This window comes from Nonomuraea sp. ATR24 (genome assembly GCF_041950485.1).
GTDB classification, from domain to species: Bacteria; Actinomycetota; Actinomycetes; order Streptosporangiales; family Streptosporangiaceae; genus Nonomuraea; species Nonomuraea ceibae.
Window position 1 is genome coordinate 1 of the sequence record NZ_JBGNUU010000036.1, and the last position, 16,225, is coordinate 16,225.

Sequence of the window (16,225 nt, forward strand, 5' to 3'; positions counted from 1 at the left end):
GCACGCATCAGCCAGCGCATCCTCGCCCTCAACGCTGTCATCTGGCACAACTGGAACATCGGCGCACCCGTGAAACGATCCCTGATCGCCTACGATCACTAACCCAAATTTCACATCAGCGATCTAGTCCGGCGGGGCATCACTGTCGCATGGTTCAGCTCGGTCGGCAGCGCTCATGTGGGGGACGTCCTTGATGGGATGGTCGCGGCGGCTGGGGGAGGGAGCCGGCGGCGGCGCACCCGCTGGGCCGCCGGTCAGGGGCGTGCAGCGGAGGCGGCCAGGATCGCGGCGGCCAGGGTTCGCCCACGAGCTGGAACGTGCTGCGGGTCGCCGAGCCGGATCTCCTGATCTTGGAAGTGCAGTATCACGGCGCCGTCCGGGTCCCGGGCAACGTCGATACCGGCGTCGGGCAGGGTGACGCCGCGAACCCCGACACCGTGGTCGCTGCTGAGGTCGGTCAGTTCCGGCAGCACCAGCCCGGCGGCGGCCTGGGCGGTGGTCAGCCGGTCGCGCAGCTGATGCGTCTGCTCGGTGGCGCGCTCGCGTTCGGCTTCGGCGGCGCGGGCTCGCTGCTCTGCGATGGCGGCGCGCTCGCGTTGGGTGTCGTGCTCGGTGCGGGCCTGGCGGAGCTCGTCCTCGGCGCGGGCCCGGAGCTGTGCGGCGGCAGCCGCTTCGCCCTGGGCGGCGACCAGCGCGAGTCGGGCCTCAGCGGCTTCGGCGCGGGCGGCGTCAGCGTGTGCCGTGGCGGTCTCGGCGCGGGCGTGGGCCTGAAGGGTTTCGTGCTCGGCGCGTTCGCGGGCGGTCTCGGCGTCGCGGGCGCGCTGCTCGGCGTCGGCGGCCGCAGCGCGGAGGGCGTCGCCTGGCGGGCCTGCTCCTCGACAGCCGCGCGTAGCCGGTCGAGCTCGCGGCGGGCCTCCTCCAGTTCGGCCGTCTTCGCCTGGAGCTGCGCCGTGGCGCGGTCGCGCTCGTTCAGGGCGTTGTCGCGGGCCTGTTCGGCGGCGCCGCGGGAGCGTTCATGCTCGGCGGTCTGGGCCCAGGCGGCGCGGGCGTCCTCCTTGGCCTCGTCGACCTTGCTGCCGGCCTCCTGTCTGATCTGGTGGGCGGCCTGTTCGGCGGCCTGCTGTGCTTCGCGGGCGGTTTGGGCGCGGCGTTCGGCCAGCTCGGCACGAGTGCCGGCTTCGGCCTGCTCGCGGCGGGCGCGGTCGGCGTCGGCGCGTGCGGCGCGGGCCTCGTTCAGCGCGTCGGTGACGGCTTCGTCCAAGGCTGCGCGCAGGGCGGCCTGAGACTGGTCACGAATTTGTCACCTCCAGTTGGTCAGCAGGTGTCCCTCCGCAGTTCAGCCTGCAAATACTAACTCCCGTGAAGATCTAGAAAGGAGAATCGCGAACAATGTTCACCTGTCTTTGGTGACAGAGTAGCGACCAGGCGCAGGACAGATGATGACGAATTTCCAGGTGGATGGCGGTTGGCGCTGTGAACGCTACTCTGATTGGTCATCGTGTGCCAATGTGCAGGTCGAACGCCTTGTGATGAGATCATCCATTGCGGATCTTCCAAAGTTGAGACAGGGGTTTGACGAAGTGGCAGTCCGGAGGTGCTTTGGTCGTTAGTTTGTCATTTTGCTAGACGAGCGATCGTCGCGGGGGTAATCTCACGATGATTGTGCGTTACGGCGATGGTCGTGCAGTGATTTGATGTGTGCATCCTTCTAATGTGAATGCCCTTCGGTTTCGATCGCGAGGTGTCGTGTGGCGAGTGGATCGAATGGTCGCGAAGCAAACTCGCTCGGAGATTCGCTTAATGATCTCCGCAAGCTGGCAGTGCAAAGGCTTCTCACTTTAGATCAAAACGACGAGTTGACCACTGAGCACCTCCGGGTTGTCGCCGAGTGCTTGGGAAGAGACCTTCGCACCGTGCGCCGCTACGTGGCGCAGGCTCGCAAGGATGGACGCTGCGAGGGATTGGCACGACCGCGCTTTGAAATCACAGATGAGTTGCGAGGTCTGCTCGCCCATTTCCGAGGAAACGCATCCGCGCTCCATCGAGACCTGGTCAAGCGGGCGGCCGCTGGAGGACCGGCGGCCCCCAGCCTGCCGACGCTGCTGCGCGCACTTCGGCGAGACCTCTCCTCTGGAGAGCGCGCCGCATATCGCTTCGGCGAGAAGGCGTTGCGGGAGCATTGGGTGCATTTTCGGCGTCCTCGAGAGCATCGCAATGCCGTGTGGGAGGCCGATCATGTTGAGGTGCCCGTCCGCGTCGAAATCGAGGGTAAGCCGCGTAAACCGTGGGTGACCTGGTTCATCGACACGGGACCGAATGTGATCTGCGGATTAGCGGTGTCCCCTGGTTACCCCAGCAGGGAGAGCATTCTGGTCGCCTTGCGCAGCGCGTTGCTGTGCGATGATGATCCGGACATGCCCTTCGGTGGCGTTCCGGCCCGGGTGAGGATCGATCGAGGTAAAGACTTCTTGTCGAAGGCGGTCACAACTGCGCTCGCCCGGTTCGCAGTCGTCGTCGAGGATCTGCCTGGGTACCACGGCCATCTGAAGGGAACCGTGGAAAACCTGAACGGCAGCGCCGAGCAGATGTTCTTCAAGATGTTGCCTTGCTACACTCATCAGCCCAAACGGCTCAATGGCAAGCCGATGGAATCCGGTCAGACTCCTCTGGCGTTCCCGGAGTTTGTGTCCCTGCTGCGCGCGTGGGTACACGAATGGAATTTCGAGCATCAAGTGGGCGGCTGCGATAAGACGCCCGCGCAGATGTGGGCCGAAGATCCGACTCCCATACATGAGGTGTCCGCGCAGGACCTGCGGATGTTCACCCTGGAGGATGAGGGCCGTATCCGGAAGATCACGAAGAAGGGGGTACGCCGGGGGCGTAATCGTTACTACGTGGCGGACTGGATGCAGGGCAAGGTCGGCCTGGAGGTGTGCCTGCGCTTGATGCCTCATCACGATCGCGAGGTAGAGGTGTTCGAAGCCGCGACGGAACGCTATCTGGGGGCCGCCTACCTGTCCGATCAGGCCAGCCCGGAGCAGGTAGCCGCCATGGAGAAAGCGCGAGCGAGCGAGCGGCGGCGTGTCAACGCGGCTTTTAAAGAAGGTGGGCGGGAACGGCGAGCTCGGCTGGCGGCGGTCAGCAAGCCGGAGGAGCCGCGCCGGGTGGACGCGGCGACGTCCTCGGAGGCTCGAGCCGTCATCAGACGCGCCGCCGATAACCGTATGGCGGAATTGGCGATCGCTGCACCCTTCCTTGATCGCGATTTTCCCGAGGAATGGGTGCGGCCGGGGACGGCCAGAGCCGCCCGCAAGAACCGAGCGCGCCGTGAGCAGGATTCGTGAGCACGAGCACGGAAGGCGCTACGGGCTGATGAACGAGGACAACGCAGAACGGGAGAAGCCAGGATGAGTTTGCGCCCCAGAAGCAGCCCGTTGCCGGAGATGCGTCAAGATCACTACCTTGCGCTGCCTCAGGCCAACGTCGTGGCCACGCTCGCGTTGCAGCAGACCAAAACCAACATCCGCAGGGCGGTCGCCAAGAAGGCGATGATATGCGTGTACGGGGACTCGGGCACCGGCAAGTCGTTCTGCGTGAACGAATCGCTGCGGCGCCTGGCACGTGACCGGACCTTCCGGATCGAGTTTCGCGGCCGTCCGACTCCGCTCTACATACGCGAGACCCTCTTCGGGGCGCTGGGCATCACCGGAAAACCTCCGCAGCGGCCCGCTCCCTTTGATCGGCTGCTCAAGGAGGTTCTGGCCGAAGAGTCCCGGGTCTTCATCTGTGACGAGGCGCAGTGGCTGGGGCAGGAGTGTTTCGAGTACTGGCGGCACCTGTGGGATGACAAGACCACCGATATGACGGTCATCTTTGTCGGTGGCGATGGCTGCTATGAGGTGCTCTCGAACGAGCGGATGCTCGCCTCGCGCATCTATATCTGGCAGGAGTTTCGCACGATGGAGCTCAAGCAGGTGCTCGAGGCGATCCCCGACTTCCATCCGATCTGGGGGGAGGTCACCGACGAGGTCATCAGCTTCGCCGACGACACCGCCGCGCATGGCAATTTCCGCGACTGGGCCAAGATCACCAACCATGTTCTGGACAGGTTCGAGGACGACCCCGGAGAAAAGGTGATCAGTGAGGAGCTGCTGCTGCAGGTCTTCGGCGATCTCGGCGGACGGCCCAATAAGCGAGCGGCCTGACCATGGCCAGTTCCAGTCCCCGGCCGGTGACGATTGTTGTGGATGCCGGCGACGACATCGCCTGCGTGAATATCGCGTGGGGAGCGCATGACCCGGCCGCCGGCGTGATCACTGTTCATCCCACGCCGAGCACGACCAGCGTCGGTGATACTTGCCTGGACGTGCTGAGCGCGCTGGGGAAACCCATCGACCAGGCCGACACCCTGGCTGGGCCGGGCGGCAGGCAGATGCGTATCTCTCATGCCGTCACTGCGTGGACGCTCGCCGAGCGCATCTGGCACATCATTGTCTTACGCGCGCACCTGCTCACCCGTCCTCAGCGGGCCCGCCTGATCGACCTCGCCCATGATGCGGACGCTGCCATGACCATCGTCTGGCACGCGGCTGAGCCGCCGGACTGGTCTGCGGAATTGCCCGGCCACCACGGTTGGAAGATCATGCCGGGCCTGGCGCAGGCGATTGTCGCGGCCAAGTTCGCGCACAAACCATGGCGTATGGCCGCCCCGGCCCGCCGGGTGCTGCACTGCACCTCCTCGGGGCGAGAGCCCAGCCCGTATGCCGACGATGAGGCGCAACGACAGGCGCTGCCGCCGCTGCCGGCCAGCGACTTTCCGTATTTCCGGGCCGATGCCTACCGCAGGCTCGGACCGTTCGCGCATTACGACGACACGCTGTATGCGGCCTTCGGCTACCGCGGGTTCGAGATCGTGGACGCCGTCTACGGCTACGGCATGGATTTGGCCTGTACCTGGATCCTTGACCAGGACGAGCTACACCATCCGCCGCCGGTCGCGGTGCCGGATCGGCTGGCCCTGGACGCGAGCGGCCTGGCCGGCAACGTGCATATGGAGCGCTCATCGCTGAGCACCCCGACGCCGTTGCCTGCCGCCATGGCACGGCACGTGCCCGACACCGCCGCCGCGCACCTGGAGCCCTATCCCTATCGCGCGGGCAATACACGCGCCTTACGCCTGTTCTTGGCCGCTCTGGTCGCCGATTGCCCCACCCGTGAGCACGCCATCGTCCGCATTCGCGGTGCACAGGCCGGCTTCTTCCTGCACGGGCTGATGCTGGCGGTGCCCGCGTTGCTCGATCGCGCCACCGGACGCGGGTTGATGGCTCGGCTGGACCTGGAGCAGGCAGAGCGTATCCGCTCTCGCGTCGTGCATCCCGTCCACGCCGCCGCGCTGGCGGCGGCGCTGTGCACCGGTGCCGACCCCGCCGACCTGGCCGCCGCTCCCTTGTCGGCACTGAGTGAGGATGGCGCCACGGTCGACCTGGTCGAATCACCCGTACAAGGCTTTCGGCTGCTGGGTGAAAGGCTCACCTATGGAGTACCGGTCTATGCCAGGTCGCTGCTGCTAGCCGCCCGGCACTTTCAGCAATTGTGCGGCAGCGATAGCGCCGAGCCGCTACTGGAGCCGGGCATCGGGCGCAACCAGCAGCAGCTGATCGCGACCAGCCGGCTGGCCGCGGTGACCGTTACGGCGGTGGCGGATGGACCAGCAGGGCAGCTGCCGTGGGACCTGCGCACGGTCTGCTGGCGGGTGGGTCAAGCGCTGCACCGCGGCGACGAGTCACCGTCGTGGGCCAAGCCAGCCGTGGGGGACAGCAATGATTGACCTCGATGTGATCAATCGCAGGGTGGCCGAGCTGCGCATCGGCGACGTTGAGTTCCGTACGCGTACAGGGATCTCCCTGGAGGTGTTGCGCAAGGCCCCCGCGCCGGCGACGATCAGCGTGGAAGTGCTCGTGCGCATCAGCGAGGTGCTGGACATCGAGGTGGCCGAACTCCTGGGCCGTCGACCTTCTGACCGGATCCAGCACGCTGATGAGGATGATCTCGTGGTGGAGGCCGCGCTGGCTCAGCATGGGGAGTTGACCGACGCGGACCTGGCCGAGGCCTTGCGCTGGCCCTTGCAGCGGGTGGACAAGGCGATCCGCGAGCTGACGCTGCGCCTACTCGGCACCGCCATACAGGTCGTGCGGATGGGCGGCCACGTGCATCTGGAACCACGCCCTGGGGTGCTGCCGACGCAGGCCGAGGACACCCTGCGCCTGGTGCGGCAGGCCCGGATCCCGCTGTCGGTACGGGAGGCCGCCGTGCTGCTGCACCTGCTGCACCAGTGCCATGACCCCCTCCTGGAGCAGCTGCCGCTGGATTGGGATACCACGCAGGTCCTGCTCCAGCGCGGCATCGCAGAGCAGGACGAAAAGGGGCTGCATTCCCATGACGACCTGTCGTTCGCCATGGCGTTGCGGGCGGTGCCCAAACTTCCCAACGAGACACGCATCAACACGCCGTTCTATCGCTCGATGCCCAGGCGGGCGAAACGCCGTTAGCTGCCGAGGGCAATCCGATTTTCGCACTCAGCGGGCACACGAACCGGATTCCCTCGATTATTCCAGGTCAATAGCTGGTCACTGGCGTGGACCATGCTGGGTGCGGGCCCCACCATGGCCAGCGCCAGCGGCAGCCGTGCACAGGCTGTGACGATCTCCTGTGTGGTATCGGATGCCGCAGCCGCGCGGTCCGCTCCGAGGCGCGGGGCCAGCAGCTCTCACGATGCCTCCGACGTGAGCACGTCCAGCGTGATGCGGCGAGCAGGCCGGCAAGCCGGTTGGGGTTGGTGACCAGGACGAGGAGGTTCGGGTCACCGGCCGGCAGCGGGCGCACCGACAGGCGTTACGGGCGTTATCCAGTACCACCAGCATCCGACGGCTGGCCAGTAGCTCCGGTGCAGGGCGGCCCGCGCGTCCAGGCCAGCCCAGACGCGCGGCAACGCCACCTTCAACGCGTCCAGAAAACCTGCGGACAGCCGTGGCCAGCGCGGTCGGCGCGTCCGCCGGATCGAATTCACGCAGGTTGACGCTGAGCCGTTCATCCGGAAACTTTGCCAGCCACCCGGTGCGACTCATGCACGGCAAGCACCGTCTGGTCCACGCCTGCCGTCTCGTCGACAGCGGAGATCAGGTCGCGGCCTGCAAGGGGTTGAATGCGACGATGTCGCCGAGACTTATGTACGCAGAGCAGCGCATGCGGCCGGTAGGCCGTGATCGGTTGCCTCCTCGACTATGGATCCGCTGTGGTCGAGCGGCGTAACCGCCCGGTCGGCGGGATGCGCCGACGGGCGATTTCCGTGGCGAGGCGCTGGCACAGGCGGATCTCGCCGGAGTGATAAACCGGGTGCGGGAAAGTGGGAATAGCGGGTGTGGCCCGCCGCCTGCGGCGGTTGCCAGGATGGGCTGCGTCCGCGCTTCGGCGAATAAGCTCAAGCGTCAGTGGCGCGGCGTGCTTGATGCCGGCAGTCCGAGCCACCCGCCGGATCTGCCGGTTGGCGTCGTTGACCACCAGTGGTGCGCCGGTGCGGGTGAGGAACAGCGGTCCCGGGTGGGTGCCGCGCGTGATCAGGTAGGCGTCCAGCACCTGCGCTGCCAAGGGTGGCAGCAGCACCGCGTACGGGCCGCCGGCGGCCGGCAGGTCAACGATGCGATCTCGACCGGCTCGAACGAGGTCGCGCAAGCTCAGCGAGGCCGCATGGGCCGGATCGCAGTCGGCGGTGATCACCACGAGCAAGATCGCCTGAAGGCGGGAGCTCTCGTGGAGTACGGCATGGGCCAGCAGGTCGATCAATTGCTCGGGGGACAGGAGCGGGATTCGTGCTGAAGGACTGGCAGGCCTCCGCACACCGGCGAAGGGATTGTGGGAAGTCAGCCCGAGCCGGCACAGGTAGCCGTACCAGGATGACAGCGCTGTAAGGTGTTGCCGCCTGGCGTTGTCACTCCATTGGGCGGCACGCATGGCCGCGGCGAACAGATCGGCGTCAAGCACGGTGCCTTCCTCGGGCCGCAGGCGCCGCCGATTCGACCACCACAGCCACCAGCTGATCAACCGCAGATATCGTCGTCGGGTGGCGGCTGAGAGGGGTCCGTCTGACAGCCACTGGACCGTCGCCTCCCGGACCGGCAATCGGGTCCGCCAGAGCAGATGGGACAGCTCGTCAAGGGTTTGCGCCGGCGCATCAGCGCCGGACTCGGGCAGCGGCGCGCTCAAGTACGGGTGGGCCAGGGCGTGAAGCTGTTCCTGCCCATGGTGATCCAGCGGGATCGGAGCTCGCAGGTGTTGCTGTTGGTTGACGTCGTCGGCGGCCATCATCACCTTCCTTACAAGTCTCGGGTCGGGCGCCCGCGTCGATGCGCACGTACCACCAGTGAGGGCTCCGAGGCGCTTAGCGGGGAGCAGCAGGGACGGCGTTCGGTTCGGCTTGTCGGGCGTGATCGCCGTCGCTGATCGGTGCCTGGGGGCGGGTGCGCGATCCGTGGTTGTCACGCCGAAGCGGAGGCCTGACTGAGGTGAGCGTGGGCGGTGGCGTCACACGCCACGATCTCCCGCTCGTGGTGCGGCATAGAGTGAATGTGGACACGAAGGCCGTGTCTGCCGGCTATCCACGGTGCGGTGTACCGGCGTCCGCGGCAGGTGATCCTGTCGGCTTCGATCGTCTCGATGGCGTGGCTTTTCATGGTAAAGATCCAGAGGTTGTCCGGGCGATGCCGACGATGGGGGTGGGGTCGTCGTGCCAGACCTGCAGCGGGGTGCGGCCGCCGAGCGCCGGTTGGGCCAGGCGGTGTTCCAGTGTGCCGTCCAGGTCAGCGGCCCGCGCACGAACCGATCGAAGGGCAGCGCTGGGGCGTCGGCGGGCGGAGCCAGGCCGACACGGAACAGCCGGGTCCGGGTGTAGCGCGGCATCGAGGCCAGGAGTGTCTCCTCCATGGCCATATCGATGAACTCCGCTGGGCCCGCAGCCCTCGGTCTGTCGGCGAACGGGTCGACCGGCACGTTCAACGTGCTCAGCCCGTCGGTAACCGCAACGCTCATGAGGTCATGCCCCCGGCCGATCTGAACGCGCCGGGGGAGACCTCCCATCGGCCAGTATGGATCATGCTGGAGCAGCGCCGCATGTAACGTCGCAAGAACGTCCGCACGCCCTGACGGGTCGGGTGTGGTGACGGTTGCGACGATGCCCCACGTCGCCGCGTCCACGATGCGAACGATCCATGGCCGAACCGATGGGCCGCCAACGCTGGCCTCAGCCTCGGACCTCATCTCGACGGGAGCTTGCACTGATCGACATGCCAGATGCTGTTGCGGTGCAAGCCGGCCAGCGCGGCTGCATGCGGAGAGGGTTTGCCCATCGATGCTCCTTTGGGACATGGTCATGGAGCCTCGCGAGCGCACCACTAATTTGCGGCTCCGGTGACTACGCTGGTCTCGTCGGCAGTCACCTCACCACGCGGTTTCTCACAAGGGAATCTTCGGCTCGCTTTGTAATCTGGAGTAACTCAATGGAAGTGAACACCCCCGGGTGACGATCACGCTACCGTTTCTGGTAAATCGCCTCCATCGGCTGGCCCTTTGATCGTGCCCGCCGCTACCGCCGACGCGATCGAACTGCTCAGCTGCCGCTGGATGCTCCAGGTGCTCTACGTCCTGTGCCAGGGTGGGGCCCGCTTCAGCGAGCTGTCCCGTGCGGTGCCTGGGCTGTCTCGCCGGGTGCTGACCGATCGGCTTCGCGAACTGGCCGAGCAAGGGCTGGTTCAGCGTCTGGTGGGGGGAGGGCCACCGACGCGTATCAGCTACCGCCTGACCGACCAGGGAGCGGCTTTGCGTTCCGTCCTGGAACACATTGGCTCATGGGCGGCCACCTATCGACCGACCCGCGCCTGCTGAGCGGATGCCGACGCGCCATCCCTGTCGCCCGGCTGTGCACGGCATTTCCCTGACCAGGCTCCGCTGGCGTTGCGCTCAGCCGGGTTGCGGGTATCGTCGGGGCATCGCCGCGGTCCGGTGCCAAACCCGCCGGCGGTCGGCCGCATGACCAATCCTTGCCGGTCCGGTGCTCCCGTCAGCAAGACGGTGCTGTCGCAACAACCGGGAGATCGCGCTATGGCGCCTCAGATGTAGTGCCGCCCCGGGCGTACGACCCGCCATGTTGAGTGAGGCGGAAAGACAGAATCTCCACTCACCATTCCGACGAAATGTGAATGTAATTCGATCTCATGTCCCAGTCAGTTTGGCGCTCGATATGCTTGCATCTGGACAGAGCCAGAAGGAATTAAGAGGAAACGCTGAAAGGCTCACCGAGCGGTATATGCTGCGCACACGGAACGCGAACTTCTGCAACATGCGTTGCGACTGGATGACGCGTACGGCGGTCGACGGCGTATCTGCCGCCTCTACGCATTCGTTCCCAAGGCGATCCAGAATGAAGAGCACACGCACGGCAGTATGGCCCGCAGTGGGTGAAGCGCTAGTACCCTCGACGTCCCCCATCGCGAACTCCGCGCACCCCCGCGTTGATTTACGCGTGCCTGGATCCTAGTGACCATCACGGTACAGCGGAACGTGCCCAAGATTCACGCTGCTGTAGCGGCGCAGGTCACGGCTTTCGCTCATGAACCCGACGGGACGTACTGGTGAACACGCGAGAACCGGTTCGGACCGCAATTGTTCGCGACAGCAACTGGCCCGCCATGGCCAAGCGCGTCTACGACGGATTCCTCAACGCCAGAAGCCCGCGCGGCCAGTCTGAAGGACGACCGTGTCGACCGCCCCTACAGGTTGATCATCGCTGACAACGACATCCACGAGGACGTGGAAATGTGCGTCCTGGTGCACCGTTTCGAGGGGTGAGGCGTTCATCCGGGGCTTGCGGAAACCGGGCGGTCCCCATGGGCAGGGCGAGCTGGACCTCGATACCTCAAACAGAGCACCCGCACGTCCGGGCCCGGCGGCGGCCACCTCGTCAGCGCATGCCCCCCGGGGCGATCGCCGCAGGCTTGCTGTCTGCGCTCCTGCGGCCGTGCTCCTGGCCGTCGCGGCGCTCACGGCTGCGGCGGATCGCCGCTTCGGGCCTCCGCTCCGAGAGGGCGCCGCGCAGCCCAGGCCGATCAGATCAAAGGGGTCAGCTGGCGACGCCGTGAACAGTGATCGTGCTGGAGGAGTGGCCGCCGGCGGAGGGCGAGATGAGGGCGAAGACCTCGCACGGCAGGAGGTCGGCGTCTTCCGGTGTGTCGCTGTCGAGCAGCCAGTCCAGCGCGGCGGCCAGCCGCTGGGGTGGGACGAGGTGGCCTCGGGTGTGCACGACCCGCCACGGGGTCGGCGGCTCAGCCGCCAGTTTCCACACGGGTGCGTCTGCCTCATTGCCGTCGGCGACGAGCAGGCCGATGTCGTGCCAGAAGGCCAACAGGTCGGCCATGGTGTCCAGGGGCGGATCGTCGCAGGCCTCCACCAGGGTGGCGAAGCCGGCGTGCCAGAGTTCCCACTCACGCCGGCGCGCAGTCAGCGCGTCGCGCAGAACCTGGACGCTGGGGTGCTCGTCCAGTTCGGGGTCCTCGCCGAGGGCGGGCAGTACGAGGTTAGGAGGCCGGATGCCGTCCCAGATGTCGGATTCGAGCCACTGTTCGCCGCTGGCCCAGCGCTCCGGCGCCGCGGAGGCGGCGAGGCCGGCCAGGTCGGCGGTGGTGGCGCGCGGGCATTGCAACAAGGCACCGACGACTTCGGCCGAGCGAGGGCACAGCTTGAGCCAGCCGGTGTCGAACAGGGCGAGCATGGCCTGCTCGTTCCTGTCGGCGGTTAGGCCGGGATGCCCGTCCAGGGGCACCACGTGGAGGGGACGGCTGGGCGCGGCGGGCAGTTCGACGCGGTGGGGGCGGTGCCCGTAGCGCTCGATCCAGGTGGTGGCCAGCCGTGCGCGGTACTCCTCCAGCGCGTCCTGGATGGCTTGCATGCGGCGGTCCTGAGCGGCACGCAGGGTGTCGCGGCGCTGGCGTTCGGCGGGGGTCAGGTGTGAGGCGCAGTGCTGGGAGCCGATTCCGGTGACGATGGTTTTCGCGCAGCGGTCCCCTTTCAGGGTGGTGCCGGCGCATTGCGCATCGGGGTCGGGGTCCTCATGGTGGGCGGCCGCAATGTCGCGCTTGATCTGCGGGTCGATGGGCGGCCGTGTCAGGTCCACGTCCGGACGGGCCTCGGCGGGTTCGGTGCCGGCCTCGCGGGCCTGGGCGAAGATGGAGCGGGCGCGGAGCGGGCCGTTGCCCCAGGCGGGGGCCAGTGGGAGCCGGGCTTCCATGATGGCGGTGGCGTGGGCGGCGTTGAGCAGCATGTCGCTGGCCTCGCTGTGGACCTGGAGCTCCTCGGTGAGGTTGAGCCGCATGCCGTTGATCAGTTGCAGCACGTTGCGGATCTCCCAGGACAGCTGGGCGGCCTGCATGAGCAGCCAGGCGGGTGACATGCCGCCGTGGCGGTCGCGGCGGGGCGGGGTGATGGTGCGGGCCGGGAGGGAGCGGGCCTGGCGGAAGCGGGTCATGCCTTCTCCAAGAGAGCGCGGCGGGAACGACTGCACGCGTAAGGGGTGCGGCTGCATGCTCGCACGTCACAGAGGCACGATCGGCGGCACCTCTCATCATTTGTACCAACGTTGGTACAGACCTTTGCGGATCATGCCCGCCACCGTGGTTGAGTGCCCGATCCGATCACGCCACGCCTGGCTGAGCTGCGCAGACAGTTCGGCCAGCGGCTGCGTGAGCTGCGCGAAGGGCGCGGCCTGACCCAGGAGCAACTGGGCGAGCTGGCCGAGGTCGACCGTAAGACGATCAATCGGATCGAGAACGGCATGTACAGCCCGCATCTGGACAAGCTGTTTCAGATCGCTGACGCGCTGAGCATCCCGCCCAGGGACTTGTTCGAGTGGGACGGCGTCTCACGCCCTGCTGACTACCACATCGGTTCAGGTCATGCTCGGTTCCCGCGAGAACACCAGCGCGGGAAGGCAGCCGTCGGACCGCGCAGAACAACGGACGCCGCATCTGCCACCGAGGACCTGCCAACGACCGCAAGCCGAGACCCGGCACGGGCGCTCAGACACCAGCACAGTCATCCCTCCGATCGTCGTCAGGCGTGCGGCTGGGCTACCGGGTGATGTTTTCCCCCGGAGCGGATGTCGGCGCGTCGATGCCTGAGGGCGTGCGGGAGCGGATGTGTTGGCGTTCTTCTTCCAGAAGGCCGTCGAGGTCGGGCTCATGGTCGATGAGGAGACGGGCCCTGATGGTGTCGGCCAGGTCGCTGGGGCGTGCCACCCGGTTGAAAATGTCGGCCTTGACGTGCCCCCGTTGCACGAGCCGTTCCTCCGGCGTGTCCACGGCGATGAGCCGGTAGACCGTCACGGGGCGCGTCTGGCCGATGCGATGAGCGCGACCGGTGGCCTGCCATTCGGTGCTGGGCTTGTTCTGCGGTTCGAGAATGACCACCACCGATGCTCTGGAAAGGTTCAAGCCCTGACCGCCGACGATGATCTGCGCGATGAGAGCGGCGAAGCCGGGAGCGCGTTCGAAGTCGTCGATCTGCTGGGGCCTTCGGCTGTGCAGGATGTCTCCATGCATGACGGAGCAGTCAGTACCCAGCACCGCTTCGGCCAGGGTGAGCGCGTCACGGAAGTAACTGAAGACAAGAAGTTTCTGCTCATTGGCGCGGCATTCTTGGGCGATCTCCCGCAGGCGCTGCATCCTTCCTGAGGTGACGCCGCCGAGGATGGTGAGCTTCTTGCGGACGGTCGTCACGTGGTCGGTGAGGGCGATCTGCTCGTAGCTGTGGCGTTCGGTCGTGGTCAAGGGGATGAGTTCGTCGTGGAAGGTGAGCGGTGGCAGTTCCTGCATCACCTCGTCCTTGTTGCGCCGTAGGTAGACATCGGCGATGGCGCGCCGGAACCGGTCGGGCTCACGGGAAGCGCGATCTCCACCGTCGAACGCGTGACGCAGATCCCGGCTCTTGGCCTGGTTGATCAAATCGATCACGTTGAGGAACTCGCCGGCGTGGTTCTCCATGGGGGTGCCGCCCATGAGCAGGCACCGTCGCGCCGGAGCGACCAGCGCGGCGGTGGCTTGCGTGCGCTGGCTGCCGGGGTTCTTGACCAGATGAACCTCGTCGACGACGACGAAGCCCAGATGCGGCAGGCGGTGGTGCACCAGGGCCTTGGCGCGTTCATAGGAGACGACCATGAGGCCGCGGCCTCTCATCCAGCGTCGCAGGTCGGCGTCGGCGCTCCGGCCGCGGCTGGTGAAGGCGGCAACGTCCGGCAGCGTCTCGGTGATCTCCTGCAGCCAGGTGTCGATCAGTGAGGCCGGGCAGATGATGAGATGGTGCTGCTGTCGTTCGCGCGTGATGACGTGTCCGATCGCGGCCAGCGCCTGAACGCTCTTGCCGAGTCCCATCTCGTCACCCAGGACGGCCCGGCCGACGACGAGCGCGAAGGCGGCGCCCAGTTCCTGGTAGTGACGAAGCTCCTTTCGCAACAGCGAGCGGTCGAGTTGGACGGCGGCGATCCGGCCGGCGAGGTCAGCCGGAAGCGACCCGCGTCGCGCGCCGGTCCGGATGACTTCTGCCTCGCCAGGGTCGCCCTCGTGCAGAGTGAGCTGTTCCAGCAGGGCCATCAGCGCGGCGTTGTGTTTGCTCCAGACGGTTCTGACCGCTGCGTCGGCCAGCGGTGTCCGGGTGAGCGTCTCGACCTGGTCGTGGTGCTGTTGCAAATCGGCCAGAAGCACGCCGATGGAGGGAGCATGCGCGCGCTCCCGCAGTGCCTGGTGCTCGACGAGCAGCTGCTGCTGGCGGTCGTCGCTCGTCACGAACCAGGACAGTCTTCGCGTCGCACGGGCCAGTTCACGTAGGTCGTCCAGGAGGGGCTGGAGAACGGGCCAGGCCGACGCGTGGGACAGGTTCTTGGCAACGTGCAGGGTGTAGAGGGCTCCGACGAGGTCCAGCTCATGGCTGTGCCAGAATCGGTCATCCAGCGTGGGCCGCAGGTCGTCGCTGCGCAGCCGGCGAGCGTTGGCGAGGCCTTGACGGAGCTTGTCGGCGTGTTTGGGCCCGATCTTGTCGAAGCGCGTCAGGTGATGCCGATGGTGATGGACGTCGGCCGCGGTGCGCAGGCCGGCGGCCTGCAGTACCCCGGCCGGCACCCGGGGGCCGTCATAGTCCAGCTTGTCCACCGGGAGCTGGGCGAGCCGACTCCTGATCTTGTGGTCGCGCATCGCGCGCCGACGTCGATGCACCTCGGCGGTGGCGTGCTCGAGGAGACGATGGCCTGCCTGCCGGTCGTGCTCGAGCGAGGCCGACAGGTCGCCTGCCCAACGATGGATGTCGGTACGCTGGCGCCACCTGGAGAACAGCACGTTGTCCCCTCGCCGTCAGGGCCTGAGCGGATGCCATGGTGAGGATCGTTCGCCGAAGCATCATCTGGCTATTGAGCTGGATGCTTGATTGTTCTGCCGAGAGGTGCAGAGAAATGTCACGTTCAGGATCCCGGCCGGGGTGCCGGCAGGGTGACGGGCGAAACTAGCGCGGGCGTCTTTTCGCGCCGCTCCCGCTCAGAGCGGCTTCACGTCACTGCAGGCATGCAGGGCAGGTCGGTGGTCGGCCGAGCTCGTCGGCCCCGTTGGCGCCGGAGAAGATGCGCCGCGTAGCGCCAGCCGTGCCGCACGATCATGACTGCGCGTCGTCGGCCGATCCGCTGGTGAGAGGGCCTGTTCATGCTGCCGATGAATGAGACCTTGCGGTCGATCATGGCGAGCTTTGATGCTCATCCTGCAGGAACACCACATGCTTGATCACTTGACGTAGCACCTCGACATAGGGTTCATGGCGCGCCTCCTCGCGGTGGCGAGACGACGGCTCTGATGTCGATGCCTCGACCGGCGGCGGCCTGTAGGGCGGGCAGGATGTCGGCCATTGGCTTGCCGACCCAGGGTCTCCACACCCAAACGCTGTGCTCGGCCGCATCGATGGCCGCGAGCAACTCGTTGGGCGGTAATTTTCGTAGTAGGGGCGGCGACCTTGACGTTGCCGCGTAGGGCCTCTTGCAGGATGCTCCCGGCCCTCATAGGTTCGGGTGGCTGTTCGATGCCGAGAAGGTTCGCCGCCGCTACGACAGTGACGCCCCCTTTCCCGCATAGATGGCCAAGCATGCGCAGCG

At 66.6% G+C, this 16,225-nt stretch carries 12 protein-coding genes; 6 read left to right on the plus strand and 6 right to left on the minus strand.

Going from position 1 to position 16,225, the window contains the following annotated elements; translation table 11 throughout:
* Nucleotides 1-254 precede the first annotated feature (254 nt).
* Together ACBI99_RS44130 and ACBI99_RS44135 are read right to left on the minus strand one after the other, a co-directional pair.
* Entirely contained in the window at nt 255-473 is a 219-nt protein-coding gene (locus ACBI99_RS44130) for a hypothetical protein (protein WP_375075221.1), read from the minus strand.
* A 26-nt stretch (nt 474-499) separates the two neighbouring features.
* Nucleotides 500-1,261 carry a hypothetical protein gene (locus ACBI99_RS44135; RefSeq protein ID WP_375075222.1) on the minus strand — a complete coding sequence of 254 codons (762 nt, stop codon included), beginning with the start codon at nt 1,259-1,261 and terminating at the stop codon, nt 500-502.
* A 559-nt stretch (nt 1,262-1,820) separates the two neighbouring features.
* Here ACBI99_RS44135 and ACBI99_RS44140 point away from each other — a divergent pair.
* From ACBI99_RS44140 to ACBI99_RS44155, 4 genes are all read left to right on the plus strand, one after another.
* Nucleotides 1,821-3,344, plus strand: a complete 1,524-nt coding sequence (locus tag ACBI99_RS44140; RefSeq protein ID WP_375075257.1) for a Mu transposase C-terminal domain-containing protein — start codon at nt 1,821-1,823, stop codon at nt 3,342-3,344.
* Between the two features lie 63 nt (nt 3,345-3,407).
* Entirely contained in the window at nt 3,408-4,205 is a 798-nt protein-coding gene (locus tag ACBI99_RS44145; protein ID WP_375075223.1) for an AAA family ATPase, read from the plus strand.
* A 26-nt stretch (nt 4,206-4,231) separates the two neighbouring features.
* Nucleotides 4,232-5,827, plus strand: a complete 1,596-nt coding sequence (locus ACBI99_RS44150) for a hypothetical protein (RefSeq protein WP_375075224.1) — start codon at nt 4,232-4,234, stop codon at nt 5,825-5,827.
* Complete coding sequence (locus ACBI99_RS44155) at nt 5,820-6,548, plus strand: hypothetical protein (protein ID WP_375075225.1); 729 nt, start codon at nt 5,820-5,822, stop codon at nt 6,546-6,548. The genes ACBI99_RS44150 and ACBI99_RS44155 overlap by 8 nt, the downstream gene beginning before the upstream one ends.
* Before the next feature lie 730 nt (nt 6,549-7,278).
* Here the strand turns inward: ACBI99_RS44155 and ACBI99_RS44160 are convergent.
* Both ACBI99_RS44160 and ACBI99_RS44165 read right to left on the minus strand, forming a co-directional pair.
* Nucleotides 7,279-8,361, minus strand: coding sequence for a tyrosine-type recombinase/integrase (locus tag ACBI99_RS44160; RefSeq protein ID WP_375075226.1), 1,083 nt, complete (start codon nt 8,359-8,361; stop codon nt 7,279-7,281).
* Nucleotides 8,362-8,531: 170 nt separating this feature from the next.
* Nucleotides 8,532-8,726 (minus strand): Mu transposase C-terminal domain-containing protein, encoded by a 195-nt coding sequence (locus ACBI99_RS44165; protein WP_375075227.1) that lies wholly within the window; start codon nt 8,724-8,726, stop codon nt 8,532-8,534.
* Between the two features lie 898 nt (nt 8,727-9,624).
* Between ACBI99_RS44165 and ACBI99_RS44170 the strand changes: the two genes are divergently transcribed.
* Complete coding sequence (locus tag ACBI99_RS44170) at nt 9,625-9,933, plus strand: winged helix-turn-helix transcriptional regulator (RefSeq protein ID WP_375075258.1); 309 nt, start codon at nt 9,625-9,627, stop codon at nt 9,931-9,933.
* A gap of 1,234 nt (nt 9,934-11,167) precedes the next feature.
* On the opposite strand, the gene ACBI99_RS44175 is transcribed toward ACBI99_RS44170, so the two are convergent.
* Entirely contained in the window at nt 11,168-12,568 is a 1,401-nt protein-coding gene (locus ACBI99_RS44175) for a hypothetical protein (protein WP_375075228.1), read from the minus strand.
* Between the two features lie 153 nt (nt 12,569-12,721).
* On the opposite strand from ACBI99_RS44175, the gene ACBI99_RS44180 reads away from it, so the two are divergent.
* A complete protein-coding gene (locus tag ACBI99_RS44180; protein ID WP_375075229.1) occupies nt 12,722-13,180 on the plus strand; it encodes a helix-turn-helix transcriptional regulator in 459 nt (152 codons plus the stop codon).
* Here ACBI99_RS44180 and ACBI99_RS44185 read toward each other — a convergent pair.
* Nucleotides 13,170-15,425, minus strand: a complete 2,256-nt coding sequence (locus ACBI99_RS44185; RefSeq protein WP_375075230.1) for a DEAD/DEAH box helicase — start codon at nt 15,423-15,425, stop codon at nt 13,170-13,172. The two genes, ACBI99_RS44180 and ACBI99_RS44185, sit on opposite strands and share 11 nt — an antisense overlap.
* Nucleotides 15,426-16,225 lie beyond the last annotated feature (800 nt).